Origin of the sequence: Kitasatospora cystarginea (assembly GCF_039533515.1) — a bacterium.
Taxonomy (GTDB): Bacteria; Actinomycetota; Actinomycetes; order Streptomycetales; family Streptomycetaceae; genus Kitasatospora; species Kitasatospora cystarginea.
Genome location: NZ_BAAATR010000031.1, coordinates 23,580 through 46,781 on the forward strand (window position 1 = coordinate 23,580; position 23,202 = coordinate 46,781).

General features: G+C 71.9%; 23 protein-coding genes and 2 pseudogenes. 12 read left to right on the forward strand and 13 right to left on the reverse strand.

Going from position 1 to position 23,202, the window contains the following annotated elements:
• Positions 1-18: 18 nt before the first annotated feature.
• Entirely contained in the window at positions 19-492 is a 474-nt protein-coding gene (locus ABD369_RS28070; protein ID WP_344639346.1) for a GNAT family N-acetyltransferase, read from the reverse strand.
• Positions 493-736: 244 nt separating this feature from the next.
• Between ABD369_RS28070 and ABD369_RS28075 the strand changes: the two genes are divergently transcribed.
• Entirely contained in the window at positions 737-1,585 is an 849-nt protein-coding gene (locus tag ABD369_RS28075; protein ID WP_425557799.1) for a GNAT family N-acetyltransferase, read from the forward strand.
• A 72-nt stretch (positions 1,586-1,657) separates the two neighbouring features.
• The gene (locus ABD369_RS28080) at positions 1,658-2,839 is read left to right on the forward strand and encodes a PP2C family protein-serine/threonine phosphatase (RefSeq protein ID WP_344639347.1); all 1,182 of its coding nucleotides are present in this window, start codon (positions 1,658-1,660) and stop codon (positions 2,837-2,839) included.
• Between the two features lie 341 nt (positions 2,840-3,180).
• Here ABD369_RS28080 and ABD369_RS28085 read toward each other — a convergent pair whose 3' ends face one another.
• The 4 genes from ABD369_RS28085 to ABD369_RS28100 all read right to left on the reverse strand — a co-directional run bounded on the left by ABD369_RS28085 (position 3,181) and on the right by ABD369_RS28100 (position 6,070).
• A complete protein-coding gene (locus ABD369_RS28085) occupies positions 3,181-3,732 on the reverse strand; it encodes a SigE family RNA polymerase sigma factor (RefSeq protein ID WP_344639348.1) in 552 nt (183 codons plus the stop codon).
• 122 nt (positions 3,733-3,854) lie between these two features.
• Positions 3,855-4,802: a hypothetical protein gene (locus ABD369_RS28090; protein WP_344639349.1), complete on the reverse strand. Its 948-nt coding sequence runs from the start codon at positions 4,800-4,802 to the stop codon at positions 3,855-3,857.
• Between the two features lie 380 nt (positions 4,803-5,182).
• Complete coding sequence (locus tag ABD369_RS28095; protein ID WP_344639350.1) at positions 5,183-5,581, reverse strand: cupin domain-containing protein; 399 nt, start codon at positions 5,579-5,581, stop codon at positions 5,183-5,185.
• A gap of 54 nt (positions 5,582-5,635) precedes the next feature.
• The gene (locus ABD369_RS28100; protein WP_344639420.1) at positions 5,636-6,070 is read right to left on the reverse strand and encodes an alpha/beta hydrolase fold domain-containing protein; all 435 of its coding nucleotides are present in this window, start codon (positions 6,068-6,070) and stop codon (positions 5,636-5,638) included.
• On the opposite strand from ABD369_RS28100, the gene ABD369_RS28105 reads away from it, so the two are divergent.
• Together ABD369_RS28105 and ABD369_RS28110 are read left to right on the forward strand one after the other, a co-directional pair.
• Positions 6,021-6,419: a TetR/AcrR family transcriptional regulator C-terminal domain-containing protein gene (locus ABD369_RS28105; RefSeq protein ID WP_344639351.1), complete on the forward strand. Its 399-nt coding sequence runs from the start codon at positions 6,021-6,023 to the stop codon at positions 6,417-6,419. The two genes, ABD369_RS28100 and ABD369_RS28105, sit on opposite strands and share 50 nt — an antisense overlap.
• Positions 6,420-6,548: 129 nt before the next feature.
• Positions 6,549-7,058 (forward strand): SUKH-4 family immunity protein, encoded by a 510-nt coding sequence (locus ABD369_RS28110; RefSeq protein WP_344639352.1) that lies wholly within the window; start codon positions 6,549-6,551, stop codon positions 7,056-7,058.
• 6 nt (positions 7,059-7,064) lie between these two features.
• Here ABD369_RS28110 and ABD369_RS28115 read toward each other — a convergent pair.
• Positions 7,065-7,343, reverse strand: a pseudogene (locus tag ABD369_RS28115) (transposase); the annotation flags it as partial.
• Between the two features lie 345 nt (positions 7,344-7,688).
• On the opposite strand from ABD369_RS28115, the gene ABD369_RS28120 reads away from it, so the two are divergent.
• Positions 7,689-9,338, forward strand: coding sequence for a phospholipase D-like domain-containing protein (locus ABD369_RS28120; RefSeq protein WP_344639353.1), 1,650 nt, complete (start codon positions 7,689-7,691; stop codon positions 9,336-9,338).
• Positions 9,339-9,479: 141 nt separating this feature from the next.
• Here ABD369_RS28120 and ABD369_RS28125 read toward each other — a convergent pair whose 3' ends face one another.
• Both ABD369_RS28125 and ABD369_RS28130 read right to left on the reverse strand, forming a co-directional pair.
• Positions 9,480-10,952, reverse strand: coding sequence for a glutamate synthase subunit beta (locus ABD369_RS28125; RefSeq protein ID WP_344639354.1), 1,473 nt, complete (start codon positions 10,950-10,952; stop codon positions 9,480-9,482).
• 270 nt (positions 10,953-11,222) lie between these two features.
• Positions 11,223-12,593, reverse strand: a complete 1,371-nt coding sequence (locus ABD369_RS28130; protein ID WP_344639355.1) for an amidase — start codon at positions 12,591-12,593, stop codon at positions 11,223-11,225.
• Positions 12,594-12,942: 349 nt separating this feature from the next.
• On the opposite strand from ABD369_RS28130, the gene ABD369_RS28135 reads away from it, so the two are divergent.
• A complete protein-coding gene (locus ABD369_RS28135; protein WP_344639356.1) occupies positions 12,943-13,608 on the forward strand; it encodes a response regulator transcription factor in 666 nt (221 codons plus the stop codon).
• A gap of 126 nt (positions 13,609-13,734) precedes the next feature.
• Here ABD369_RS28135 and ABD369_RS28140 read toward each other — a convergent pair whose 3' ends face one another.
• Positions 13,735-15,105 carry a TrpB-like pyridoxal phosphate-dependent enzyme gene (locus ABD369_RS28140; RefSeq protein ID WP_344639357.1) on the reverse strand — a complete coding sequence of 457 codons (1,371 nt, stop codon included), beginning with the start codon at positions 15,103-15,105 and terminating at the stop codon, positions 13,735-13,737.
• Between the two features lie 134 nt (positions 15,106-15,239).
• Positions 15,240-16,220: a DMT family transporter gene (locus ABD369_RS28145; RefSeq protein WP_344639358.1), complete on the reverse strand. Its 981-nt coding sequence runs from the start codon at positions 16,218-16,220 to the stop codon at positions 15,240-15,242.
• A 182-nt stretch (positions 16,221-16,402) separates the two neighbouring features.
• Between ABD369_RS28145 and ABD369_RS28150 the strand changes: the two genes are divergently transcribed.
• The 6 genes from ABD369_RS28150 to ABD369_RS28175 are packed head-to-tail and all read left to right on the forward strand — an operon-like array spanning position 16,403 to position 20,897.
• Positions 16,403-17,554 carry an aminotransferase class I/II-fold pyridoxal phosphate-dependent enzyme gene (locus ABD369_RS28150; RefSeq protein WP_344639359.1) on the forward strand — a complete coding sequence of 384 codons (1,152 nt, stop codon included), beginning with the start codon at positions 16,403-16,405 and terminating at the stop codon, positions 17,552-17,554.
• A complete protein-coding gene (locus ABD369_RS28155) occupies positions 17,544-18,125 on the forward strand; it encodes a DUF6190 family protein (protein ID WP_344639360.1) in 582 nt (193 codons plus the stop codon). The genes ABD369_RS28150 and ABD369_RS28155 overlap by 11 nt, the downstream gene beginning before the upstream one ends.
• Entirely contained in the window at positions 18,122-18,988 is an 867-nt protein-coding gene (locus ABD369_RS28160; protein ID WP_344639361.1) for a dihydrodipicolinate synthase family protein, read from the forward strand. The genes ABD369_RS28155 and ABD369_RS28160 overlap by 4 nt, the downstream gene beginning before the upstream one ends.
• Positions 18,985-19,848, forward strand: a complete 864-nt coding sequence (locus ABD369_RS28165) for an iron-containing redox enzyme family protein (RefSeq protein ID WP_344639362.1) — start codon at positions 18,985-18,987, stop codon at positions 19,846-19,848. The genes ABD369_RS28160 and ABD369_RS28165 overlap by 4 nt, the downstream gene beginning before the upstream one ends.
• Positions 19,845-20,147, forward strand: coding sequence for a Rieske (2Fe-2S) protein (locus ABD369_RS28170; RefSeq protein WP_344639363.1), 303 nt, complete (start codon positions 19,845-19,847; stop codon positions 20,145-20,147). Before ABD369_RS28165 ends, ABD369_RS28170 begins: the two co-directional genes overlap by 4 nt.
• Before the next feature lie 6 nt (positions 20,148-20,153).
• Positions 20,154-20,897, forward strand: coding sequence for a DsbA family oxidoreductase (locus ABD369_RS28175; protein ID WP_344639364.1), 744 nt, complete (start codon positions 20,154-20,156; stop codon positions 20,895-20,897).
• A gap of 82 nt (positions 20,898-20,979) precedes the next feature.
• Here ABD369_RS28175 and ABD369_RS28180 read toward each other — a convergent pair whose 3' ends face one another.
• The 3 genes and pseudogenes from ABD369_RS28180 to ABD369_RS28190 form a co-directional block, all read right to left on the reverse strand.
• Positions 20,980-21,915: an oxidoreductase gene (locus ABD369_RS28180; protein ID WP_344639365.1), complete on the reverse strand. Its 936-nt coding sequence runs from the start codon at positions 21,913-21,915 to the stop codon at positions 20,980-20,982.
• Positions 21,909-22,415 (reverse strand): annotated as a pseudogene (locus ABD369_RS28185) (NAD(P)H-dependent oxidoreductase); the annotation flags it as partial. The pseudogene ABD369_RS28185 and the gene ABD369_RS28180, both read right to left, overlap by 7 nt.
• A gap of 88 nt (positions 22,416-22,503) precedes the next feature.
• On the reverse strand, positions 22,504-23,190 hold the full coding sequence (locus ABD369_RS28190; protein WP_344639366.1) for an ArsR/SmtB family transcription factor: 687 nt from the start codon (positions 23,188-23,190) through the stop codon (positions 22,504-22,506).
• Positions 23,191-23,202 lie beyond the last annotated feature (12 nt).

The window sequence follows — 23,202 nt, forward strand, 5'->3', positions numbered from 1 at the left end:
TCGACGGCACTTCGGGGTTCAGCCGGCGGTGGCGAGCGGTTTGGTCAGCTGCCGCTCCTGGCCCGCTCCGCTGCCCCGGAAGCCGTTGCGGCGGTAGAGGTTCTCGGCACGGGTGTTGCCCGGTGCCACCGACAGCCAAAGGGCGGTCACGCCCCGCCGCCGCGCCCATCGCTCGACCTCCCGGATCAGGAAGTCCCCGACACCCCGGCCCCGGGCTCCGGGGCTGACCCACATCGTGATCAGCTCGGCGATGTCGTCCTGCTCGGTCGGGACGCCGCTGACCATCCCCGCGGGTGTGCCGTCCAGGACGGCGACGATGTTGTACGAGCCGGGAAGCTCCAGCCGCGAGCGCCAGTGCTCCTCCCGGTCGCCCTCGCCCTGCCAGTCCGCGAGCGTGGCGCCGAAGGCCTCCGGCGCTTCGACGAGCGAAGCGAGCCGGAGCTCCCGCCATAGCTCCCAGTCGTCTGAGGTCAGTACCCGTGGCTCGATCACGCCGGGTAGTCTGACCACTCGCCGCAGTGGGCGGCAACCGATTTGTCCGGCACGGGAGTTCGGCGGGCATCGGACCACCCGGCCGGGTTCCGGGCAGGGTCGGTGCCGCACGGGCGGCCGGCTTCGGTGGGTCCGGGCCGTCCGGCCACCCTCCAGAGCCGCCGGGCCGCGCCCGACCGGATCGGTGAGCGCCCGCCGGCGAAGACCGTACGTCGGGGCGGAACCCGCCCGCGAAGGAGCCGACATGGACAGCAGTACCTGGGACGCCGTCGACCGCCTGGTCGGCTGGCTCGACGGTGAGAGCCGGCTCTCGGCGGGGGACGAACGGCTGCTGCGCATCCTCAAGCTCTCCGAGGAGGTCGGCGAGGTCGGGCAGGCGGTCATCGGCGCGACCGGGCAGAATCCGCGCAAGGGCGTGACCCACTCCTGGGAGGACGTGCAGCACGAGATCTGCGACGTGGTCCTCGCCGCCCTGGTGGCGCTGCGCACCCTCACCCCCGAGGCCCGCGAGGTGTTCGCCGAGCGGATGGCCCACGTCGAGGCGCGCTCGCTGGCCGCGCGTTCACCGGTGCCCGGGCTCGACGTCCCGCCGACCGGGCGGCTGGACCTGTTGCCGCTGCGGGTGGAGCACGCCGAGGAGATGGCCGAGGTGCTGGGCGATCCTCGGCTGCACACCTTCATCGGCGGCGAGCCGTACGGTCCGCAGGCCTTGCGCGCGCGCTACCAGCGGATGACCGCGGGCTCCCCGGAACCCGGGGAGCTGTGGCTGAACTGGGTGCTGCGGCTGCGCGAGGAGGGCCGGCTGGTCGGCACCGTCCAGGCCACCGTCAGCGGTTCCACCGCCGAGCTCGCCTGGGTCATCGGCACACCGTGGCAGGGGCGCGGCTACGCCACCGAGGCCGCCCGTGCCCTGCTCGACCGCCTCGTCGGACAGCCCTTCGCCCCGGCCGTACCGCTCACCGCCGTGGTCGCGCACATCCACCCCGACCACCACGCCTCGGCCGCCGTCGCCACCGCCCTGGGCCTTCGCCCGGCCGGCCGCCGCGACGACGGCGAGCTCCGCTGGCAGCTCGATCTGGCTCAGGTCCGGTAGCTCGGTTCGGAGCGGGTCAAACCGGGCGTGGATGTGCCATAAAGGAGGTGAAGAGGAGCAGCGCGAGGAATGATGGACACGGCCGAGGACCGGTACATCCCGCGTCGCGCGTCGGGCCTGCGGGCGCTGACGCCCCCGCGCAGTGTCAAGCCGGTCATGAGTTTCCGGGGCCGCGATGTCTCCTGGCTGCTGCCCACCCTGCTGCTGGCGGTCATAGCGCTCGGTGACTGGAACTCCTCCGGGGAGTTCCGGATCGTCACCTGGATCGTGCTCGTACCGGGGATCGCGGCGGCCGTGTGCGGTCCGGTGGTCACCGCGGTGTTCGCCGCGGCGGCGGCGTTCGGCTACCCGTGGCTCGACAACGCCTGGCCGCACCCCGACCAGATGGGCCCGACCGACCACGCGCTGGTCATCGTCGGCGGCCTGGTCGCCGTACTGGTGTCCTGGCTGCGCATCCGCGCCCAGAACCATCTGCTCCGGGTGGAGAACGCCGCGGACGCCACCCGCCAGGTGGTGCTGCGGCCGATCCCGCCCGGGACCGGCGGTCTCGACGTGGCCGGCGCCTATCTCGCCGCGGACAGCGAGGCCCGGGTCGGGGGCGACTTCTTCGAGGTGCTGGCCACCCCCTACGGCGCCCGCGCGCTGCTGGGCGATGTGCAGGGCAAGGGCGTCGGCGCGGTCTCGGCGGCCTCGGCGCTGGTCGGTACCTTCCGGGAGGCGGGCTACCACGAGCCTGAGCTTGCGAGCGTGGCCGAGCGCCTGGAGAGCCGGATGATCCGCAACAACGACTACTCGGCCGCCATGGGCCGTCCCGACGAGCGGTTCGCCACGGCGGTTCTGGTGGGCTTCCCCCCGCCGCGGGACGGTCTCGCTCCCGAGTGGATCGAGCTGGTCAACCTGGGTCACGAGGGCCCGCTGGCCATCGGTCCCGACGGCGTACGGGTGCTCCCCGAGGGCTGCCACCCGCCGCTGGGCCTGGGCGGACTGGTCGGCGGGGCCCCGCGGGCGGTGCGGGTGCCGTTCGGCAAGTCCGACAGTCTGCTGCTGTTCACCGACGGGGTGAGCGAGGCCAGGGACCGGCAGGGGGTGTTCCTGCCGGTCCTCGCCCGGCTGTCCGGGACCACTGGCGTACGGGATGCGCTCTCCGTCGGCGAGCTGGTGAAGCTGGTCGAGCGGATGGTGCTGGAGCACACGCGCGGACGGCTCAGCGACGACACCGCGATCCTGGCACTCAGGCGGCTGCCGGAGGGGTAGCTCCGGGGTAGCTCCTCCACCCCCGCGAAGAGGTGAGCCGGAACAGGGTGGCTCCCGGGTCGTGCCGCACGCTCGGACGGACGGCTTCCGCTTCAGCTTCGCCCGGACCGTCTCCGGTGCCGCGATGTCCGTGTCGTCCAGCAGGTCGTCGACGACTCGGCCAGGGCCTAGCGGCGGGTGGCGTTCGCGGCGAAGGGTCGCGCGGCCCTTCGCGGTCAGCGCGATCCGGACCGGCCGGAGGCGGCGATGCCGCGCAGGTGGTGGGCCCTTCACCCCGGTGACGGCCGCGGAGGCACTCGCCCACCGCGACTCCCACAGGTCGCGCTGACCGGCTCCACCGGTCAAGCCCTGGCCGCCGCGCTCCACAGCCGCAGGTCGCTCTCGCGGCCGGAGTCCTCGAAGAACAGCTCGCGTTCGTTGCCGAGCTGCTCGCGCAGCACGGCCAGCGCCCGCATGCTGCGCGACTTCACCAGGGACGGGGTGACCGAGAGGATCTCGGCGGTCGTCTCCACGCTGTGGTCCTCCCAGTAGCGCAGCAGCAGGATCGCCCGGTCGCGCGGGGCCAGCCCCCCGAGCGCGTCCAGCAGCGTCAGCCGTACGGCGGTGGGGTCGCTCTCGGCGGTCCGGTCCGGCAGGTGGTCCACGGCGATCTCGCTGCTGCTGCGCAGCCGGCGGTGGTCCAGGAGGGTGTTCAGCAGGACCTTGCGGGCGTAGTGGAACGGGTCCTCCGGGCCCTTGCGGCCGATCCGGTTCCACGCGACGTACATCTTGGTGAGCGTGCTCTGGGTGAGGTCCTGAGCCAGGTGCCAGTCACGGCACATCAGGTAGGCGATCTGCCGCAGGCGCACCACGTTGGCCTCGGCGAAAGCTATGAACTCGGGCTCACCACGCATGAGCTGTCCCCCGTTCTGGCCGGCTTACCGGCTTGGAAACGATATCGGCGCTGCGGCCCCCGGTGACGTCGGAACCGCAGCGCGGCCGGTCGGTCGCTGCTGATAGGTGCTTGGATCGGGTACTACGGGATGTCGGGTAGGTCCACGAACCGGACCGCGCCCGCCTTGACCACGGCGGGGTCCAGCCGGAGGCCCAGGGCGGGATCCCCGGCGATGGCGACGGCCTGGTCGACCGTCAGTGCCTGCACTCCGAGCCGGCTTCCGTCGTCCTTGAAGTTCAGGCAGGTCCCGAGGGCGAGTTGCACCGAGGTACCGTCACCGTGGTCCGCCTCGACCACCGTGTCCTGTATGCAGTTGCCCGCCATGTGTGTGACCCGCACGGTGTGGCCGGCCGCGCTGGTCAGGCATTGCGCCGCGCCACGGCAGTCCACCGGGCGCGTGTTGTAGTAGACGCTCACCCGGATGATCCCGGTTCCCGCCTGTGTGGTCAGGAACGTCTGCACCATGGGCGCGTCTCCGGGACTCCCCGCGTAGTTGCCGGTTCCGGGATTCCCCGCGTAGTTGCCGATTCCGGGATTCCCCGCGTAGATACCGGTTCCGGGATTCGCCCCGTAGTTACCGGTCCGACCGGGCGGCAGCAGCCGCAGCAACTGCTCCAGCAGCCCGGTGGTCGTGGCGGGGACCTTCTCCTCACCGGAACCGGCCGGGGGTTTGGTCGCACCGGCGGCCGCAACCGTGGGGTCGGAGCTCCCCTGGGCTCCGGAGGACGGCGGAGTGTCCCCCGGGGTGGTGGCGGCCACAGAGGGCCGCGGGGACGCCGGGGCGGTCGTGCCCGCGGCCGGATCGAGCGCCACCGGAGCTCCCCTGCCCGCCGGTCCCCGGTTCACCACCAGTCCGAGCAGCGTGGCGACGACGGCGACCGCGGTGACCGATCCCGCCACCGCCGCCCATCTCCGCAGCCGCCGGGTACGCCGCCCGGCCCTGGCGGCCTCCTCGACCAACCCGCCCAGCGCGGGCGGCGGCGGTTCGAGCGACAACTCATCGCTCAGAACCTCACGGAAATCATCCATCTCATTCCCCAGTCGCATCGGCCGACCCTCCGGTCGGGTGACCCGGCCGACCCGCTCGGCTACCGGCCCCGGCCTTACCCACGGGTCGGGCAGGCGATCAGGTCGCACCCCGGCTGCGGCAAACCTCCCGGCACGGGCCGGGCAGCTGCCATGCCTACGCGCACCGGATGCCACTTCGGCTCCGATCGGACACGCACGGCCCAGTGGAGCAGCGCGAGCAGGCCGGTCCCCACGTCCGGCGCGCAGACCGCCGGCCGGCCGACCGCCGCATGGGCTGTGGTGGAGATCACTTGCACCGAGGCCGCTGCCGATCGACCACCCGGTGGCCGCTCCCGCCCCAGGTGCCGACCGGGGGAGGAACGGCCCCAGCCAGTGCCGCATCAGGCAACGTTCGCGTGGGTCCGCTCCTCTAGGCGGCTGCCTTGCGGCAGGGTGACGCTCAGGATGTCGCCCGGGGCGTCCAGTTCAATGCGGTGCCAGCGCCCGCGCGGCACGATGACCGCCTTTCCGGCCGCGAGTTCGACCTCCTCCTGCTCCCCGCCCGCCCGCAGGGGCCGAAAGCAGAGGCGTATCCGGCCGGTGAGGCAGGAGACGACCTCGTCCGCGTGGGGATGGATTTCCCAGTGGTCGGCGTGGAGGTCGGCGTCGGTGGCGACGTGGAACGCCATCACCTGCCAGCCATCCCGCTCGGGGTCGAAGGTCGGCTGCTCGGCGCGCACCTGGCCGTCGGGGCGAAGGTGTAGAAAGGACTCGAAGAGATCGATCGTGGTGATGGTCATGTCGGCATCTCCTTCTCTCCGTTGACGTTCGTCCCTGGTCTGTGGCCGTCTCGTTCAGGCCAGGGCGCGGCGCAGGACTGCGGTGAGCTCGTCGATCTGTCGCCGGGACACTTCGGCGGATACCGTCGCCGGTGACCCGTGGAAGGTGCCGGCCCACTGGTGCAGGTCGACGGGTACGCCGGCCTGCAGAAGCCGCAGCGCGTAGGCGATGGCCTCGTCGCGGTTCGGGTCGAACTGCGCGGTGGCGATGTGGGCGGCCGGCAGGCCGGACAGGTCGGTGGCCCGTACCGGGGCGGCGTACGGTGAGACGGACGCCGCGTCCGGACTCGGGCCCAGGTAGTGCCGCCACGATGCGGAGACCTTCTCCCGTGTCATGAACGGAGTTGCGGTGAAGTGCCTTGCCGACCACGTCTGCTGACGGTCGTCGAGCGCGGGCTGGTTGAGTAGTTGGAAGCGGATCGAGGGCCCCTGCCGGTCGCGTGCCCGCAGTGCGGCGGCGGCCGCGAGCCGCCGCGCGGCGCAGGTGCGCGCCGAAGCCGGATTCCCGCCGAATCGCGCCTGGGAGCACACCTTCGCGGTGTTCTACTTCATCCTCGGCCACACCATCGAGGAACAGGCCCAGTCCCGCATGCCGACCGGCGACAACTGGACGGCACGTCTGGCGGCCGCCGGGCTGGACACCAACGACCCGCTCGCAACGGGACTGAAGACACTGGCCGCCACCGACCCCAGCGAGCGGTTCTCCTACGGCCTGCGCGTCTTCCTCGCAGGGGTCCAGCAGCACGCACCCGAGGCCGCAGTCGGCCCGAACGAGGCAGAGACCACCCGCGATTCCTGATCTCCTTCTCAACAAGGCGAAGGTTCTCTGATGCGGCACTGCTGGACTTGAATGCGTGATGTCGGTGCAGCGCGGCGGCGACCAGCCCGCGAGTTCCCGGTGCCGGTGGGGTGCGAGGAAGATATTCGCGTGAGCCAGGACCTGCCGCCGTTGCCGCTGCCCCACTACGCCGTCGTCCGTATCGGCTGTTCATCAGGGGTGCCCGCCGAGATCGCCGATGAGCTGCTGCAGATCGGCGTCCCGGCCGGGCTGATCGGCTACGAGTACCGGCCGCTGAGCGAGGCGGCTCTCCTGGGCCAGACCGGCGACAGCGGGTTGGTCGTCTTCGGTACCAGTGGCCTGTTCGGACGAATCGGCATCGACGTGGCCTCGCGTCGCGTGGTGCACATCCCCAGGGCCGACTACGCGACCGCCAGTCATGTGAACACGGACCTCGAAGCCTTCCACCGGTGCGTCGCGGCCGTGATCGCCCGTTTCCCGTTCTACGAGGAAGGCGAGGAGGAGAGATCGCAACAGGTGGCGGACGAGCTTCGCGACCTCATCGCCGCCCTCGATGACACCGCACTCGCGCACAACGGGTTCTGGGAGACCATGTGCGACGGCGTCGAGATGGGCGACTACGCGACCTGGGAGGAATGAAGCACCTCAGTCCTCCAGCGTCGGGCCGGTAGCCGCGAGACAGCCGTCGACCAGCTCCGGACGGTACTGGATCCGCTTGAGCCGGCGCTTCACGGCCCGGGTGATCTGACTGAGGTCGGCGGCGGCGAGGTTGCCGATCTCGCGCTTCACCAGCGACCGGATTCCCTCCTGGGGATTGAGGTCGGAAGCGTCTGCGGGTAGATGGAAGACCGTGAGCCACTCGGCGTTTGCCTCGATGAACTCGCGTATTCCCGTGGTCAGATGAAGGCGGAGGTTGTCCCGGACGCCGCGCCCGGCTTACCGGTACCGTGCTCGCTCGGTTCCTCTCCGGCTTCCTCGCCGAGGAGGCGGAGATCCGCACCTGAGGGCCCACACCCGAGGCCGACCGGGGTCCGATCCGGGACTCGCCGCCGGATGGCCGCCGGCGGCGGTGCCGGCCGCCTGCCGACCGCACCCACCCCCGCCGGTCGGCGGGGAGTGCCGTCAACCCCCGGGGAGAGCGGCGGAGTTGGGTGGTCCAAGCACTGTGACATGAGCCCGCCATTCGGCGGGTACTGACGAAAAATCAGCTTACCGTACAGTAAATGCACAGTTAACACTCAAACCGTTCTCCGAAGGACCACACACACCTTGTTCCGCCATCAGCCCCGCCGTCTGCGCCGAGTCACCGGGACGGTGCTCGCCGGCGCCGCCATCTTCGGTGCGATACCCGCCGCCGCTCCCGCCTTCGCGGACGACGCCGCCTCGGCCGCCGCCGGATCGGCGACCCCGCACCTGGACGCCGTCGAGAAGACGCTGCGTCAGGTCTCTCCCGGCCTCGAAGGCTCCGTCTGGCAGCGCACCAGCGGCAACGCGCTGGACGCGCCGGCCGGGAACCCGGGCGGCTGGCTGCTGCAGACCCCCGGATGCTGGGGCGATGCGAGCTGCGCCGACCGGCCCGGGACTCAGGCGCTCCTGGCGAAGATGACCGAGAACATCGCCGGGGCGACCCGCACCGTCGACATCTCCAGCCTCGCCCCGTTCCCGAACGGCGCCTTCCAGGACGCCATCGTCGCCGGGCTGAAGGCCTCGGCGGCGGCCGGGAACAAGCTCCAGGTGCGTATCCTGGTCGGGGCCGCGCCGCTGTACAACATCAACGCCCTGCCGACCTCCTACCGTGACGAGCTGGTCCGCAAGCTGGGCAGCGCCGCACCCAGCATCACCCTGACGGTGGCCTCGATGACCACCGCCAAGACCGCGTTCTCCTGGAACCACTCCAAGCTGCTGGTGGTCGACGGCCGCAGCGTGGTCACCGGCGGTATCAACGGCTGGAAGGACGACTACATCGACACCACCCACCCGGTGTCCGACGTCGACCTCGCCCTCACCGGTCCGGCCGCCACCTCGGCCGGTCGCTACCTGGACACCCTGTGGAGCTGGACCTGCCGGAACACCGGTGTGTTCTCTGCCGCCTGGTTCGCCTCCACCAACGGCTCCGCCTGCCTGCCGACCATGGAGCAGGACCGGAATCCGGAGGCCGCGCCGGCCACCGGCAGCACCCCGGTGATCGCGGTCGGCGGACTGGGCGTCGGCATCCGCGACAAGGACCCGCTCTCCACCTACCAGCCCGCGGCGAAGCCCTCCGGTGGGACCAGCTGCGGCCCGGTCAACCTGCACGACAACACCAACGGCGACCGCGACTACGAGACGGTCAACCCGGAGGAGAACGCCCTGCGCGCGCTGATCGGCAGCGCCGAGGGCCACATCGAGATCTCCCAGCAGGACGTGAACGGCACCTGCCCGCCGCTCCCCCGCTACGACGGCCGCCTCTACGACACCCTCGCCACCAAGCTGGCTGCCGGGGTCAAGGTGCGCATCGTGGTCAGCGACCCGGCCAACCGCGGTGCGGTCGGCAGCGGCGGCTACTCGCAGATCAAGTCCCTGTCGGAGATCAGCGACACCCTGCTGGCCCGCCTCGGCAAGCTGAACGGCGGCGACGCCGGGGCTGCGCGGACCACCATGTGCCAGAACCTCCAGCTGGCCTCGTTCCGCGCCGCGCCGACCGCCACCTGGGCGGACGGCAAGCCCTTCGCCCTGCACCACAAGCTGGTCTCGGTGGACGGCTCCGCCTTCTACATCGGCTCCAAGAACCTGTACCCGGCCTGGCTGCAGGACTTCGGCTACATCGTCGAGGACAGGACGGCTGCGGCCCAGCTGAACACCGGGCTGCTCGCCCCTGAGTGGAAGTACTCCCAGGACACCGCCACCGTGGACTACACCAAGGGCCTCTGCAAGGGCTGACCTGACCCGTCCGGGGAACCGCGCGACACCTCGCGGTTCCCCGGCAGCCCGGGTGGCGCGGTGGGCGCCGGCGCCGCACCGTGACGGCCGGAACGCGGCGGGCAGCGGTAGCCGGGCGCGTCGACGCGGTGATCGGGCGGCCTACGCGGTGAGCGGGCGGTCCGCCGGGCTGACCGGCGCGAGCAGCTCGGTGGAGCCGGTCAGATAGCGGTCGACGGCGGCGGCCGCCGAACGCCCCTCGGCGATCGCCCAGACGATCAACGACTGTCCGCGACCGGCGTCGCCCGCGACGAACACTCCGTCCACACCGGTCGCGTACCCGCCGTCCCGCGCGAAGTTCCCGGCGCCGTCGAGGCCGAGGCCGAGCTGCTCGACCAGGCCGCTGCCGGGTTCAGGACCGGCGAAACCGAGTGCCAGCAGCACCAGTTCGGCCTCGATGGCCTGCTCGGTGCCCGGCCGGGGACGCCTGGTCCCGAGCTCGGCCTCGGCCAGACGGACCGCGCGCACCCGCCCCTGCCCGTCCCCCTCGAAACGCACCGTGGTGGCGGCGAACCGGCGCGGATCCCGCGCTCCGGCCAGCTCCCGCGCCTCCTCGTGCGAGGTGGTGACCCGGTACACCTTCGGGTGCACCGGCCACGGCTGGCCCTCGGCACGCCGCTCGGGCGGGCAGGGATTGATGTCCAACTGGGAAACCTCGGCGGCCTGTTGGCGCAATGCCGTGCCCAGGCAGTCGGCCGCGGTGTCCCCGCCGCCGACGATCACCACCCGCCGACCCTCGGCCGAGATCGCCGGGCTGCCGTCACCGGCCACCGCCCGGTTGGCCTGCGGCAGGTACTCCATGGCCTGGTGGATTCCCGCCAGTTCCCGTCCCGGCACCGGCAGTTCGCGGCAGACGGTGGCGCCCACCGCGAGAACCAGCGCGTCGTAGCGCGACCGCAGTTCGTCGGCGCGCAGTTCGGAGCCGACCGCGATCCCCGTACGGAATCGGGTGCCCTCGGTCCGCATCTGGTCGATCCGGCGGTCGAGGCGGTGCTTCTCCAGCCTGAAGTCCGGGATGCCGTAGCGGAGCAGTCCGCCGATCCGGTCGGCCCGCTCGTAGACGGTGGTGGTGTGGCCGGCCCTGGTCAGCTGCTGCGCGGCGGCCAGTCCGGCGGGGCCGGACCCGACGACTGCGACGGTCCGGCCGGACAGCCGTTCCGGCGGCTGCGGCTGCTCGAAGCCGGACTCCCATGCCCGGTCGGCGATCGCCAGCTCGATGTTCTTGATCGTGACGGCCTCGGAGTCGATGGCCAGCACGCAGGCGCTCTCGCAGGGCGCCGGGCAGAGCCGTCCGGTGAACTCCGGGAAGTTGTTGGTCGCGTGCAGCCGAGCGCTCGCGCTCCGCCAGTCCTCGGCCGAGACCAAGGTGTTCCACTCGGGGATCAGGTTGCCGAGCGGACAGGCGTCGTGGCAGAAGGGTATGCCGCAGTCCATGCAGCGGGCCGCCTGCCCGCTGATGATCGGCAGCAGTGCCCGTTCCCGGTAGACCTCCGCCCAGTCCCGGATCCGATCGGGTACCGCCCGCCGCTCCCGGAGTCTGCGGGGGTTGTTGAGGAATGCCTTCGGATCGCCCATCGGTCCGCCTCCAGCGTCTGCGCGCACGACACCGGGCCTGCCGGCCGCGCACCCCTCCGCCACGGGAACGGTGTGCGGCGCCGTCTGGCCACCGTACGCCCGTACGGGCCGGACCGGAAACCGCGGCGCCCGCCGGGAGCCATGGACGGTTTTGGAGCGGGAGAGTCCGGATCTGGACCGCGACTGCCCGCCGAGCACGGGTGGGACCGACCGGCCCGGCTCGCGGCCGCCCGCAACTGCCCCGAACACGCCCGACCCCGGGCTCCCGGCTCAGCGCGGGAGGTCCAGCGCCGTCCGCGGCCAGGGGCGGCGCTCCTCCAACTCCTCCGCCAGCCCGAGCAGCAGCCGCTCACCGCCGGGCGGTGCCACCAGTTGGACGGACATCGGCAGGGACTCGGCGAAGCCGGGGTGCTGTCCGGCCGGCAGCGCGAGCGCGGGCCAGCCGGCCAGGTTCCACGGGTGACTGAACGGCGCGTACCTGGCGTTGGACAGGACGTTGCCCGTCCAGCCCCGGGTGTGCCAGCGGTGCGCCAGCGGCGCCGGCTGCGCCAGGGTGGGGGTGACCAGCACGTCGTACCGCGCGAAGAACTCCTCCAACCGCCGCTGCCAGGCCGTGCGCTGGGACCGCCGGACCAGTCCGGCCCGAGTGACGGCCCGGCCGAGCACGGCATGGCGGCGGGTACGCGGAGCGAGCAGTTGCGGGTGCAGCCCCCGCGCGTCGGCGGCCGTCCCGGCCAGCCAGCGGCCGACGGAGGCGGCCCCCAGCCACCACGGATAGGGCGCCTCGGCGCGGGCCACCCGGTGCCCCGCCCCGGCGAGGTGGCGGCCGGTGTCACGGACCGCGGCGGCCAGCTGCGGGGCGGCCGGGATCCCGGGGGTGGGGCAGTTCACGGAGAGCGCGATCCGCAGCGGGCGCCCCTCGGTCCCGACCTCACCGATCGGGTCGTCGAAGCCGGCGAGGACCGCAAGCATCAGCCGGGCGTCGGCGGCGCAGGTGGCGATCGGCCCGTTCTCCGACATCCCGGACCAGCCGTCGTGCCCCAGATCGGCGGGAACCGACCCATGGCCCGGCTTGAGGCCCAGCACACCGCAGTTGGCGGACGGTATCCGGATCGAGCCCATCCCATCGTTGCCGAGCGCGATCGGCACCATCGCGGCGGCCACGGCGGCGGCGCTGCCGCCCGAGGAGCCACCGGCGCTCCGGCTGAGGTCCCAGGGGCTCCGGGTGGTGCCGAAGACGCTGTCGGTGGTGCCGAAGACACACAGCTCGGGCACGTTGGTGAGGCCCACGACCACCGCTCCGGCGGCCCGCAGCCGGCGCACCGTCTCGTGGTCGGCGGTGGCAGGCGCATCCGAGGTCGCGGCCGAGCCGTTCCGGGTCGCCTCACCCGCCACCGGCAGGTTGTCCTTGACCGCGACCGGAACCCCGGCCAGCGGCAGCGCCGCCAGGTCGTCGCGGTCGGCCAGCGCGTCGGCCGCCGCGAGGGCCGGTTCGGCGAGCACCTTGCGGAACGCGCCGACCCGCGGCTCCACCCGCTCGATTCTGCCCAGGTGCTCGGCCACCACCTGACGAGGCGTCACCTCCCGCCGCCGGACCGCCTCGGCGATCTCCACAGCCGTCCGCCCGACCCAGTCCGCCACCAACCGCTCCCCTGCTGTCCGTAAACCCCCGAAGGGCCGCCCCGCAGCACGCTATCGAGCACTCCGGAGGCAGACAAGAGTTCGCAGCCGTACCGTTCCCCGGTGGACTGGACCACCGGAGCTGACGCCCGGTGGCGGCCGTTCCGCTTCGTCCCCGATGTGGCGAGTGCCCGCCTTTGACGGCAACTCCTAGCCGCGTGTGCTTGATTCTGAAAGACTGCTGATGATGAGCCGACCGGGGGGATTCTCTGATGTCCGGCTGCCGCCACATCGTTTCCCCACCCGGCGCTTTGAGTGTGGTCGAGTTCCTCTGTGTACGTGAATCACCCACTTCACCTCGGGGAGACCCATGGACAGCTCCACCCGACCGCAGCTGCGGCCGGTACCTGCCAGCATCCGCGTTCTGATCCTGGACGAGTCGCCGATCATCCGCACGGGTTTACGGGCGGTGCTGCACCAGGACGGTATCCAGGTCGTGGGCGAGGCCGGCGATCAATGCGAGGCGGTCGCCCTGCTGGCGGACACCTCGCCGGATGTCGTGGTCGTGCACACCGGCGGCTGCCCCGCCGACGTCGCCGCGGCGCTCCGCGAGGTACGGGACTGGGACGGCAAGGTACTGGCGCTGGTCGGCGACAGCCTCTCCGACTCCAGCGTGGAGCTGGTCACGAAGGACGCCGACGGAACACTGTTGAGCAGCGCCGGGGTCGAAGACCTGATCGCCGCGGTCCGGGTGCTGGTGGCGGGATACTCGCTCTTCCCGACTCCGGCCACTCCGTCCTCCCGTCCCTCGGCCCCGGGCGACCTCCCCTCCCAGCAGACGCTGACGCCGCGTGAGCGCGACGTGCTGCGCCTGCTGGGGCGCGGACGCACCAACGCGGAGATCTCCTCCCAGCTTTCGCTCAGCGAGAGCACCGTCAAGTCGCACGTGCAGAACCTGCTGGCGAAACTGGGGCTGCGCAACCGGGTGGAGGCGGCACTGCACGCAGTCGAGGCGGGGCTGGTCGGCACTCGCTAGCCGTCGCTGACGGAGCCTGGGCCGGAGCCGCGCCACCGCGGCGGCCCGGCCGGCCCGCCGCGGTGGCGCGGCCGGCTCGCGCAGCCCCCGGCGCCCCTGGAGAGTGCCGGCTCGGGCGGCTGCCGCTCAGCTGGGGATCTTGGCCCCGGGAAGCTCGCTGAGGGCGCGCTCGATCTCCGACTGGTCCGGTAGATAGTCCGTCAGGGTCCCGGCCAGGTAGGAGTCATAGGCCGCCATGTCGAAGTTGCCGTGTCCCGAGACGTGCACCAGGATGGCACGCGACTCGCCGGCCTCCTTCGCGGCCAGCGCCTCGTCGATCGCACCGCGCACCCCGTGGGCGGACTCCGGCGCCATCACGAAGCCCTCGTTGCGGGCGAACTGCACCGCCGCGCTGAAGACGTCGCTCTGGGACACCGCGCGCGCCCGCACGTAGCCGTGCTCCACCAGCGCGCACATGGTCGGTGAACTGCCGTGGTGGCGCAGGCCGCCGGCGTGGATGGGCGCCGGGATGAAGCTGTGGCCCAGGGTGTACATCGGCAGTACCGGGCTGAGCGAGGCGGTGTCCGGGTAGTCGTAGGCGTAGCTTCCCCTGGTCAGGCTGGGGCATGCGTCCGGCTCGACGGCGACGAAGCGGGTGCCCGTGCGCTGCCCGCTCAGCACGTCGTACAGGAAGGGGTAGGACAGCCCGGCGTAGCCGGAGCCGCCGCCGACGCAGCCGACCACCACGTCCGGGTAGTCGTCGCAGATCTCCAGCTGCTTCTTGGCCTCCAGGCCGATCACACTCTGGTGCAGCAGCACGTTGTTGGAGATGGAGCCGAGCGCGAAGCGGGTGTCCTCACGGCTGAGCGCGTCCTGCACTGCCTCGCTGATGGCGATGCCGATGGAGCCCGGGGAGTCCGCGTCCTGCGCCAGGACGGCCCGGCCGGCCTCGGTGAGCGGGCTGGGCGAGGGGTGCACCTGGGCGCCCCAGGTCTCCATGAGGATCCGCCGGTAGGGCTTCTGCTGGAAGGAGGAGCGGACCATGTAGACCGTGACCTCCAGACCGAAGAGCGAGCCCGCGAAGGACAGCGCGGAACCCCACTGCCCGGCGCCGGTCTCGCTGGTCAGCCGGCGTACGCCGTCCTGGGCGGCGTAGTAGGCCTGCGCGATGGCGGTGTTGGGCTTGTGCGAGCCGGCCGGGGAGACCCCCTCGTACTTGAAGTAGATCCGGGCCGGGGTGTCCAGCGCCCGCTCCAGCCGCGTCGCGCGGTGCAGCGGGGAGGGCCGCCAGATCTGGTAGAGCTCACGCACCCGGTCCGGTATCTCGATCCACCGCTCCTCGGAGAACTCCTGCTCGATGACGCCCTGCGGCAGCAGGCCGGCCAGGTCCTCGGGGCGCAGTGGCTCCAGCGTCTGCGGGTGGAGCGCCGGCGGCAGGCTCACCGGGAGGTCGGGAACGATGTTGTACCAGCGGTCCGGTAGGTCGGCGGCATTGAGAACGACATGCGTGGTGGTCATGGAATTCGCATCCTCACAGGACGAGGGCTCGGTCGCGGCACGGCGGAGCCGGGACGCAGAAGCGGATTCGACGAGCAGTCGTCCCGATGCTAGGAATCGGGTCCGCCGACTACCACCAGGAGAAAGAACGAAACTCAGGAACCGTCGTCCGCCGTTGGTACCGGTACTTTCGAAGCCGCCTCGCCTACCGCGGCGCCGGTGGGCGCGGGCGCCGAGAGTCCTGCGCTGAGTCCCACCCCGACCAGCGCGCTGCCGGCCAGCTGCGCCGCGCCGAGGGTGCCGCTGCCCACGACCGGAGCCGCGAACGCCGCCGCGACCGGGATCAGCCCGGCGAAGAGACTGGTCGCCTCGGGGCCCAGCCGGCTCAGGCCGACGTAGTAGAGGATGAACGCGCCGGCTGTCACCGCCGCCGCCAGGTAGCCCAGGGCGGCCAGTTCCCCCGGGTGCGGCCAGCGCATCTGGCCGCCGGGCAGTTCGACGGCCGCGGCCAGGGCGCCCATCTCCAGCGTGGCAAGCCCGCAGACGTAGGTCGCGACCGGGATCGCTCCCAGCCGCGGCAGCAGCGGCACCGCCAGCAGGGTGAAGGACACCTCCCCCAGCAGGGCGAGCAGCGAGAAGGCGAAGCCCGTCAGGTCGCCCCGGCCGTAGCCCAGGACCAGGGCCGCACCGGCGACCACCAGTGCCGACGAGCCGGTCAGCCGCCAGGACACCCGACGTCCGCCCAGCAGGGGGCCGGCGATGGCCACCAGCAGCGGGGTCGCGCCCACCACGACGCCCAGGACGGCCGGCTCGGCGGAGCGCAGCGCCCTCAGGCAGGCCAGGTTGAAGCCGACCAGGCCGGTACCGGCCAGCAGCGCCAGCAGGCCCCACTCGCGCCTGGTCGGCCGCGGCAGGGGGGTCCGGGCGAGGGCGGCGAGCAGCAGCAGGCAGAGCCCGCCCAGGGCGAAGCGCACGGTCTGGCCGCTCAGGAACGGATAGTGCGTGAGCAGGCTGGTGGCCACGAAGGAGGTGCCGACCAGCGCGGTGCCCAACCCGGCACAGAGGGCACCGAGGGCCCGCGGACGAGCCGCGCCCTTGGCCGGGGCGGCCGGGCCCGCGGATTCACGTAATGTCATGGCGTGCAGGGTAATGGCGTAAAGCCGTGTCCCGCCACCACACTTCGGGGGGTCGCGCCGCGCTTCTCCGCCTTAGGTCCTGGTCATTTCTGACGTGGTGCATGCTGCCGTCGCGCTCCTAGGATCCCGGTCGGGACAGCGTTCGAATGCCACCCGCTCGAAAGGATCGCGACATGTCAGCTATGGAATTAGTCGATCTGACGCAGCACGAGATCAGGGCTCTCCGTACCAGGTACAACCTGGCCGACGCACACACCCACCAACGCCAGTCCAACAGCCAGGAGAAGATCGTCTCCCGACTGCCCGCATTGTGGTACGAGTCCGAGGAACGGCAGCAGGCCTATTTCGAGCGGCAGTTCACCGAGGCCTTCTTCCGCCTGCACGGCCAGACCACCGCGCTCGGTCTGGACCGGACCCTGCTGTCGTACTCCGCGAGCGTTTCCACCATGGTTGCCGCGATGTACCTGCGCCGGCACGATCTGACCGTCTCGCTGGTGGAACCCTGCTTCGACAATCTGGTGGACCTGCTCAGGCACCTGGGCACCCCGCCAGCGGCGCTGCCCGAGGAGGCGCTGGCGGACCCGGAGACCGTCTACACGGAACTCGCCCGTCTGGTGCGGACGGACGCGCTGTACCTGGTCGACCCCAACAACCCGACCGGCTTCACGCTGTTCACGGACGGCGGGCGCGGCTTCGCGGAGGTCCTGCGGTTCTGCCGGGAACACCGCAAGCTGCTGGTGCTGGACTTCTGCTTCGCCTCTTTCGCCCTGAACAACGGCCTGGTCCAGCGCCCCGACGTCTACCGGGCGCTGGAGGAGTCGGGGGTGAGCTACCTCGCCATCGAGGACACCGGCAAGACCTGGCCGGTACAGGACGCCAAGCGCGCTCTGCTGACGGCCAGTTCGGACCTTTACGAGGAGGTCTACAACCTGCACACCTCGGTGCTGCTCAATGTCTCGCCCTTCGTGCTGAACTTCCTCACCCACTACGTCGAGGATTCCATCGCGGACTCCTTCGCCTCGGTGCGCGAGGTGATCGACACCAACCGCGCCACGCTGCGGCGGACCCTGGCCGACTCGCCGCTCGAACTGCTGGACGGGCGCGTGGACACCAGCGTCGCCTGGCTGCGCATCCGCCCCGCCCAGCTCACTGCCGACGACGTGCACAGCGAACTTCTGGCGGCGGAGGTCTACGTGCTTCCGGGGACGTACTTCTACTGGGACAACCCCGGACGAGGCGAACGGTACGTACGGATCGCGCTGGCCAGGCCGCCGGAGCAGTTCGCCGCGGCGGTGCGGGTGATCCACGACACGCTCGCCGCCCATGAGCGCTGAGCCCGGGGCGGGTCCGGCTGCGGGGCAGGGCCCGGGGGCGGAGGTGCTGATCGACGCCTCGCTCTTCCTGGGCATGCACAGCCTCGACGAACGCGTCCGCTCCGCCTGCAAGAACTTCTTCGTACGGCACCTGGCGGCGCGGCACGCGCTGGCGATGACACTCGAACAGGTGGGGCTCTGCGACGATCTGGTCTGGCGCCGGACGCGCGAGGAGCAGGACGCCTACTACCCCTTCATGGACAATCTGCACAGCGAGCTGTCCATCACCCGATTCGGCTTCCGGCGAGGCGATCTGGCGGCCGCGCTCGACTCCCCCGGGCTCGAAGGCCTCCCGCTGTCCGACGCTCTACTGCTGGCGCCGGCCGTACACCGGGGTGGCTCCCTGCACACCGCGTCGCCGCGCCTGCTGGGCCGCCGACGGCTCGGGCTTCCCGTCACCGCGCCACCGGACGGTCCCGAACTCGCCTTCCCACCGCGGCTGGAGGCGCTCTACCGGGACTCGCTGGCCCTCAGGTGCGACCTGGCCGATCTCGACCGCATCTCCAGCCCTGACGACTTGGACACGACATGACCGATCCGCTGACTTCCCGGGACCGCCAGGACGGCCCGGACCTCCGAGGCCACCGCCGGTACTCGGGTGTGATCGCACCGCTGGTCACGCCGCTGGACCTGAGCGGCCGAGTGCCGGCCGATGACGTAGCCAGGCTGATCGACTCGATCCGCACCGAGGTCACCGCACTGATGCCGACGCTCAGTTCCGGTGAGGGCTGGCTGCTGACCGAGCGTCAGTGGCGCGACATGGTGGACGCCACGGTCCGCCACGCCGGCGGTCTGCCGGTCATCGCCGGAGTGCAGCTACCCGACACCAAGGCCGTGGTGGCACGGATCCGGCTGGCCTCCGAACTGGGCGTGGACGCCGTGGCGGTCACCACGCCCTTCGGCGCCGGGATCGACCAGGACGGCATCGTCGGCCACTACCGGCACGTGCTCGCGACCGGAGTGCCGGTGCTCCTCTACAACGAGGAGGCGGTGTCCGGCAACCGGATCGAGGCGGACACGCTGGCTCGGATCTGCCGGCTGCCGGGCGTGATCGGGATCAAGGAGTCCAGCGGCGAAGCGGAGTTCACCCGGCAGCTGGTGGCCTCGAACCTGGGCGTGCCGGTCTTCGAGGGCTGGGAGAACCTGCTCTCCCAGGTGCCCGGGGTGCACGGCTTCATCGGTCCGCTGGCCAACCTGGAGCCGGCACTGTGCAAGGCGCTGTGGCAGCGTCCGGGCCCGGAACTGCAGGCGCAGGTGGACGCGGCCTGCGAGAAGTACGGCATCCTCTGTGACGACTGGTACCTGCGGGTCAAACGCGAACTGGTGGCACGCGGGGTCATCGGCACCGATGCGACGGCGGGCGGCTCCGGCGCCGCCGCGGTGCCGGTGCCATGACCACGGCAGCCGGGGCCGCTTCGGCGCTGCCGCCGAACGCCACCGTGCAGCAGCGGCTGTACTGGCACAACCGCACCGTCCCCGATGCCGCCGACTACGCCGAACTGCTCGCGCTGGAGGCGCGCTGGCCGCGCGCCGAGGCGGACGCCCTGGAGGCGGCCGCACCGGGGTTCGGCTCCCTGGGCGAGCTGCTGGCGGCCCTGGAGCGGCGCCTGCGCGCCGAGGAGGCCGATCCCGCAGAAAGCGAGCACTACCTCGCCGAGCACGCCACCCTGCCGGAATTCGCCTTCGTCGCGGGCCAGTTCGCCGTGGACGGGCTGGTGGAGTCGCAGTCCCACCTCGGCATACTGCCACGGCTGCCGCACCGGGCCCGGATGGCGGTGATGCGGGTACTCATCGACGAGTTCGGCTGCGGCAACGAAGCCCAGGAGCACGCCCGGCTCTACGCGCGGCTGATGACGGAGCTGGGGCTGTCGACGGACCCCTTCCAGCACGCGGCCAGCGCGTGCGAGGAGACGCTCGCCTACGTCAACCTCTTCCACTGGCTGGCCTCACGGGCACCGACACCCGACTACTTCCTGGGCGCCTACGCCTACTTCGAGTCGAGCGTGCTCTACGGCTTCCGCTGCTACGCCTCGGCCTGCGCCCGGCTGGGCATCGCCAACTCCCACTACTACACCGAGCACCTGCACATCGACAGCTTCCACAGCCGTGAGATGCTCGCCGCGCTGCGAGCCTGGGACCACGAGCGCGGCGCGGACCTGGGCAAGGTCTGGGCGGGTGTCGAACTGACCAGTGCGACCATCGCACGCGCGACGGAGGCGGCGGTGCGCGGTGCCCGGGCGAAGGGCCGCTCGTGAGCCCCGCCGAACGGCGGGTGCGCCTGCGCCAGGTGGACGAGGACACGGTCGCCGTGGAGGCGGACGTCCCAGCGTCGGGGTCGGGGGGCGGGATGCTGGTCGAGGCCCGCTGCCCGCACCGGGGCGGTCTGCTCCGGTTCGCCCACGTGGACGCCGCGGCCACCCGGCTGGTCTGCCCGCTGCACCACTCAGCGTTCGACCTGACCGACCACGGCACCCAGCTGTCCGGCCCACCGTGCCGCGCGCTGCGTACCCGGCCCGTGCCCCCGGCCGCCCCAAGGCATTCCGAACAGGAGTGAACCGACATGTCCGACCACAGGACCACCGTCGCCGTCGACCCGCACGCCCGGCCCTTCGACCCCCGGCTGCCGCGCTCCCCGGACACCGTCGTCGTCTACTCGGACCTCAACTGCTCCTTCGCCCACCTGGCCGTGCACCGGCTGCACCAGGCGCGGACCCGGCTCGGCCTGGACGGTGCGCTCTTCTTCGACCACCGCTGCTTCCCGCTGGAACTCTTCGACCTGGCGGTGAACGAGCGGCCCGGCGTCGACTCGGAGGTCTCGGTCGTGGGCGCGCTGGCTCCCGAGGCCGGCTGGCGGCTGTGGCAGGGCCCCGACTGGACCTACCCCGTCAGCACCCTGCCCGCGCTGGAGGCCGTCCAGGCCGCCAAGGAGCAGGGCTGGCCGGCCTCCGAGACGCTGGACCGCGCGCTGCGCCGCGCCTTCTGGGCCGAGGACCGGTGCATCACGTTGCGCCACGTCATCCTCGACGTGGCCGCCGGGACCGGGGCGGTGGACGCGGACCGCCTCGCCGCCGCGCTGGACTCGGGCCGGCACCGGCAGGCCGTCATCGACCAGTGGCGCACCGCCCGCGAGGACCGGGTCATCTGCAGCCCGCACGTCTTCCTGTACGACGGGACCAACCTGGCCAACCCGGGGGTCACCGCGCACTGGGTCAACGGCCGCTTCGGCGTCGGATTCCCGGTCATCGACCACGACGACCCGAGTGCCGTGGACACCCTGCTCAAGCAGGCCGCCGCGCTGCTGTAGACCGGCCCCGCCGCTCGGGGCCGTGCCCGGCGATCCGCGAACGCGGTCGGCCGCCGCCCGCCCCGGGCGGCGGCCGCGTCGCTCACAGGTCGAAGACGACCCCCGTGATCCGCTCGGACTCCGCCCAGAGCCGCCGGCCGAGCCCGGTGTCGTACGCCTTGCGCCGGAAGGAGACCACCCCGGGGGCGCCGCGCAGCTCACCGGGCCCGAGCGGCCCGTAGTAGCTGCCGCCGATCGCGTAGGGGTCGGTGGCCGCGCGGAGCACGGGAAGTGCGCCGCGCTCGGCGGGCTGGCCTATCAGGCGGGAGCCCCAGGAGGTGGGGGCCGACAGGAGGCTGCCACCGCCGAGGCTCGGGCCCTTGTCGGCCAGTTCGGTGGCGGCGAAGCCGGGGTGGGCGCCGAAGCTGCCGACCGCCAGACGGGCAGCGGCGAGCCGGCGCTGGAGCTCCAGCACGAAGACCGCGTTGGCCAGCTTGGACGCGCCGTACGCCGCCCAGGCCTGGTAGCGGTGCTCGCACTGGAGGTCGCCGAAGTCGAGCCGGCCCATCCGGTGGGCCAGGCTGCAGACCGTGACCACCCGGCTCCCGGGGCGCGCGGTGAGCAGCGGCAGCAGCTGCCCGGTCAGCGCGAAGTGCCCGAAGTGGTTGGTGCCGATCTGGAGTTCCAGGCCCTGGGCGGTGGTCTGCCGGGTCGGGACGGCCATCACCCCGGCGTTGTTGATCAGCAGGTCGAGGCCGTCGAAGGTGCCGGCGACCTTCTCGGCCGCGCTCCGTACCGAGTCGAAGTCGGCCAGGTCGATCTGGAGCAGTTCGATCCGGCCGTCCGGGACCGCGGCCTGCAGGCCGGCGAGCGCCGCCTCGCCCTTGGCGGGGTTGCGGGCGCCGAGCAGTACCCGGCAGCCCCTGGCGGCCAGTTGACGCACCTCGTGGTACCCGATCCCACTGTTGCCGCCGGTGACCACGGCGGTCTTGCCGGTGAGGTCGGGTATGTCGCGCTCGTCCCACATGCTGTTCACCATGCGGGGAGTCTATGCCAGCACCCCGGTGCGCCAACCGGGGCCTGGCATACGGGCGTTGGCTGCCGATGGTTCCGCTGCTCGACCCTCAGCGCGGCCAGCTGCTGTTCGAACGGGACGAGCGGCTCCCGCCCGGGCCGGCCGGGTGCTCCCGGTTCCCGGCCGGGCTCTCCCGGGCCGGGCTCTCCCGGGCCGGGCTCTCCCGGTGACCGGCCTACGAGAGGGCGCACGAGCATCGCCGCGGCGAGCTCCCGTGCCGCGCGGGCGATCCTGGGCGCCAGCTCGTCCTCGCCGCCCCAGTCCGCCGAGGCCGCGTACAGCGCGGTGGGCAGCACGATGGCGCGCAGGTGGGCGAAGAGCGGGCGCAGCGCGCGCTCCGGGGCGAGGGAGTGCCGGACGGTGCCGCCGGTAGCGGCGATCAGCACGGGCTTGCCGGTGAGCGCTTCGTGGTCGATGGCGTCGAAGAAGGACTTGAGCGGACCGCTGTGGGAGGCACTGAAGATCACACCTGTTGCTCACACCCCGGTAGTACATCCTCCGATCAGCGTGACGCAGACCCCGCCAACGCTATTCCCGGGCGGCGAGACCGTGTCAGGTCCGCTCCTCGGGCTTCACCGCGTACAGCAGGGCGAAGAGCGTGGCCTCCACGGCGTCCTCCTCATCGGAGTCACCCTCCCTGGCCAGTTCGTCGAGGATCCCGCGCAGCTGATCGCGCAGCCACACGAGCCGCTCCGGCCGCAGCCGCAGGGTGGAGTGACTGAACACCCCGGGTGCGGCCCCGACCTCGCCGTCGCGGATACCGAACTCGATCCGGTTGGCGAGGAAGTGCCCCTGGAAGTCGGCGCGGGCCACATCGATCGCAGCCAGCAGCGCTCCGAGTGCCTCAGGCCGCTCGGAGGAGTCGTCGGTGAAGATCGAACGGGACAGCCGCAGCGACCTCTGGGCGGCCCGGTAGCGGCTCTCGACGATGCCCGAGACGAGCCTGGTCTCGGCCACCAGGATCAGCCCGACCTGCTCCAGCTGCCTGACGTGCCGGTAGAGCTTGGTCGGCGCCTCGCCCAGCTCGGCCGCGATCTCCTTGACCGACGACGGCTCCGGCTCGCCCTTCATCAACGCGTTGAGGATCGCCAGCCGGACCGGATCGGCCAGGGCCTTCAGCGTCGCGACGTCGCTGACCTCGCGCTCTTTCATCTGATCAACCACCACGCCATTTATGCAGATCGCGGCGGCGGCCGCTGGCAACCCCTCCCTCCCCGCCGACGCGATGAGCGCGCTCACGTCTCGTCGATC

Excerpts from the sequence above, each read along its gene's own strand:
- ABD369_RS28075 (WP_425557799.1), top strand. The coding sequence starts at position 737 with ATGGACAGCAGTACCTGGGACGCCGTCGACCGCCTGGTCGGCTGGCTC.
- ABD369_RS28080 (WP_344639347.1), top strand. The coding sequence starts at position 1,658 with ATGGACACGGCCGAGGACCGGTACATCCCGCGTCGCGCGTCGGGCCTG.
- ABD369_RS28085 (WP_344639348.1), bottom strand. The coding sequence starts at position 3,732 with ATGCGTGGTGAGCCCGAGTTCATAGCTTTCGCCGAGGCCAACGTGGTG.
- ABD369_RS28090 (WP_344639349.1), bottom strand. The coding sequence starts at position 4,802 with ATGGATGATTTCCGTGAGGTTCTGAGCGATGAGTTGTCGCTCGAACCG.
- ABD369_RS28095 (WP_344639350.1), bottom strand. The coding sequence starts at position 5,581 with ATGACCATCACCACGATCGATCTCTTCGAGTCCTTTCTACACCTTCGC.
- ABD369_RS28125 (WP_344639354.1), bottom strand. The coding sequence starts at position 10,952 with ATGGGCGATCCGAAGGCATTCCTCAACAACCCCCGCAGACTCCGGGAG.
- ABD369_RS28135 (WP_344639356.1), top strand. The coding sequence starts at position 12,943 with ATGGACAGCTCCACCCGACCGCAGCTGCGGCCGGTACCTGCCAGCATC.
- ABD369_RS28140 (WP_344639357.1), bottom strand. The coding sequence starts at position 15,105 with ATGACCACCACGCATGTCGTTCTCAATGCCGCCGACCTACCGGACCGC.
- ABD369_RS28145 (WP_344639358.1), bottom strand. The coding sequence starts at position 16,220 with ATGACATTACGTGAATCCGCGGGCCCGGCCGCCCCGGCCAAGGGCGCG.
- ABD369_RS28150 (WP_344639359.1), top strand. The coding sequence starts at position 16,403 with ATGGAATTAGTCGATCTGACGCAGCACGAGATCAGGGCTCTCCGTACC.
- ABD369_RS28155 (WP_344639360.1), top strand. The coding sequence starts at position 17,544 with ATGAGCGCTGAGCCCGGGGCGGGTCCGGCTGCGGGGCAGGGCCCGGGG.
- ABD369_RS28160 (WP_344639361.1), top strand. The coding sequence starts at position 18,122 with ATGACCGATCCGCTGACTTCCCGGGACCGCCAGGACGGCCCGGACCTC.
- ABD369_RS28165 (WP_344639362.1), top strand. The coding sequence starts at position 18,985 with ATGACCACGGCAGCCGGGGCCGCTTCGGCGCTGCCGCCGAACGCCACC.
- ABD369_RS28175 (WP_344639364.1), top strand. The coding sequence starts at position 20,154 with ATGTCCGACCACAGGACCACCGTCGCCGTCGACCCGCACGCCCGGCCC.
- ABD369_RS28180 (WP_344639365.1), bottom strand. The coding sequence starts at position 21,915 with ATGGTGAACAGCATGTGGGACGAGCGCGACATACCCGACCTCACCGGC.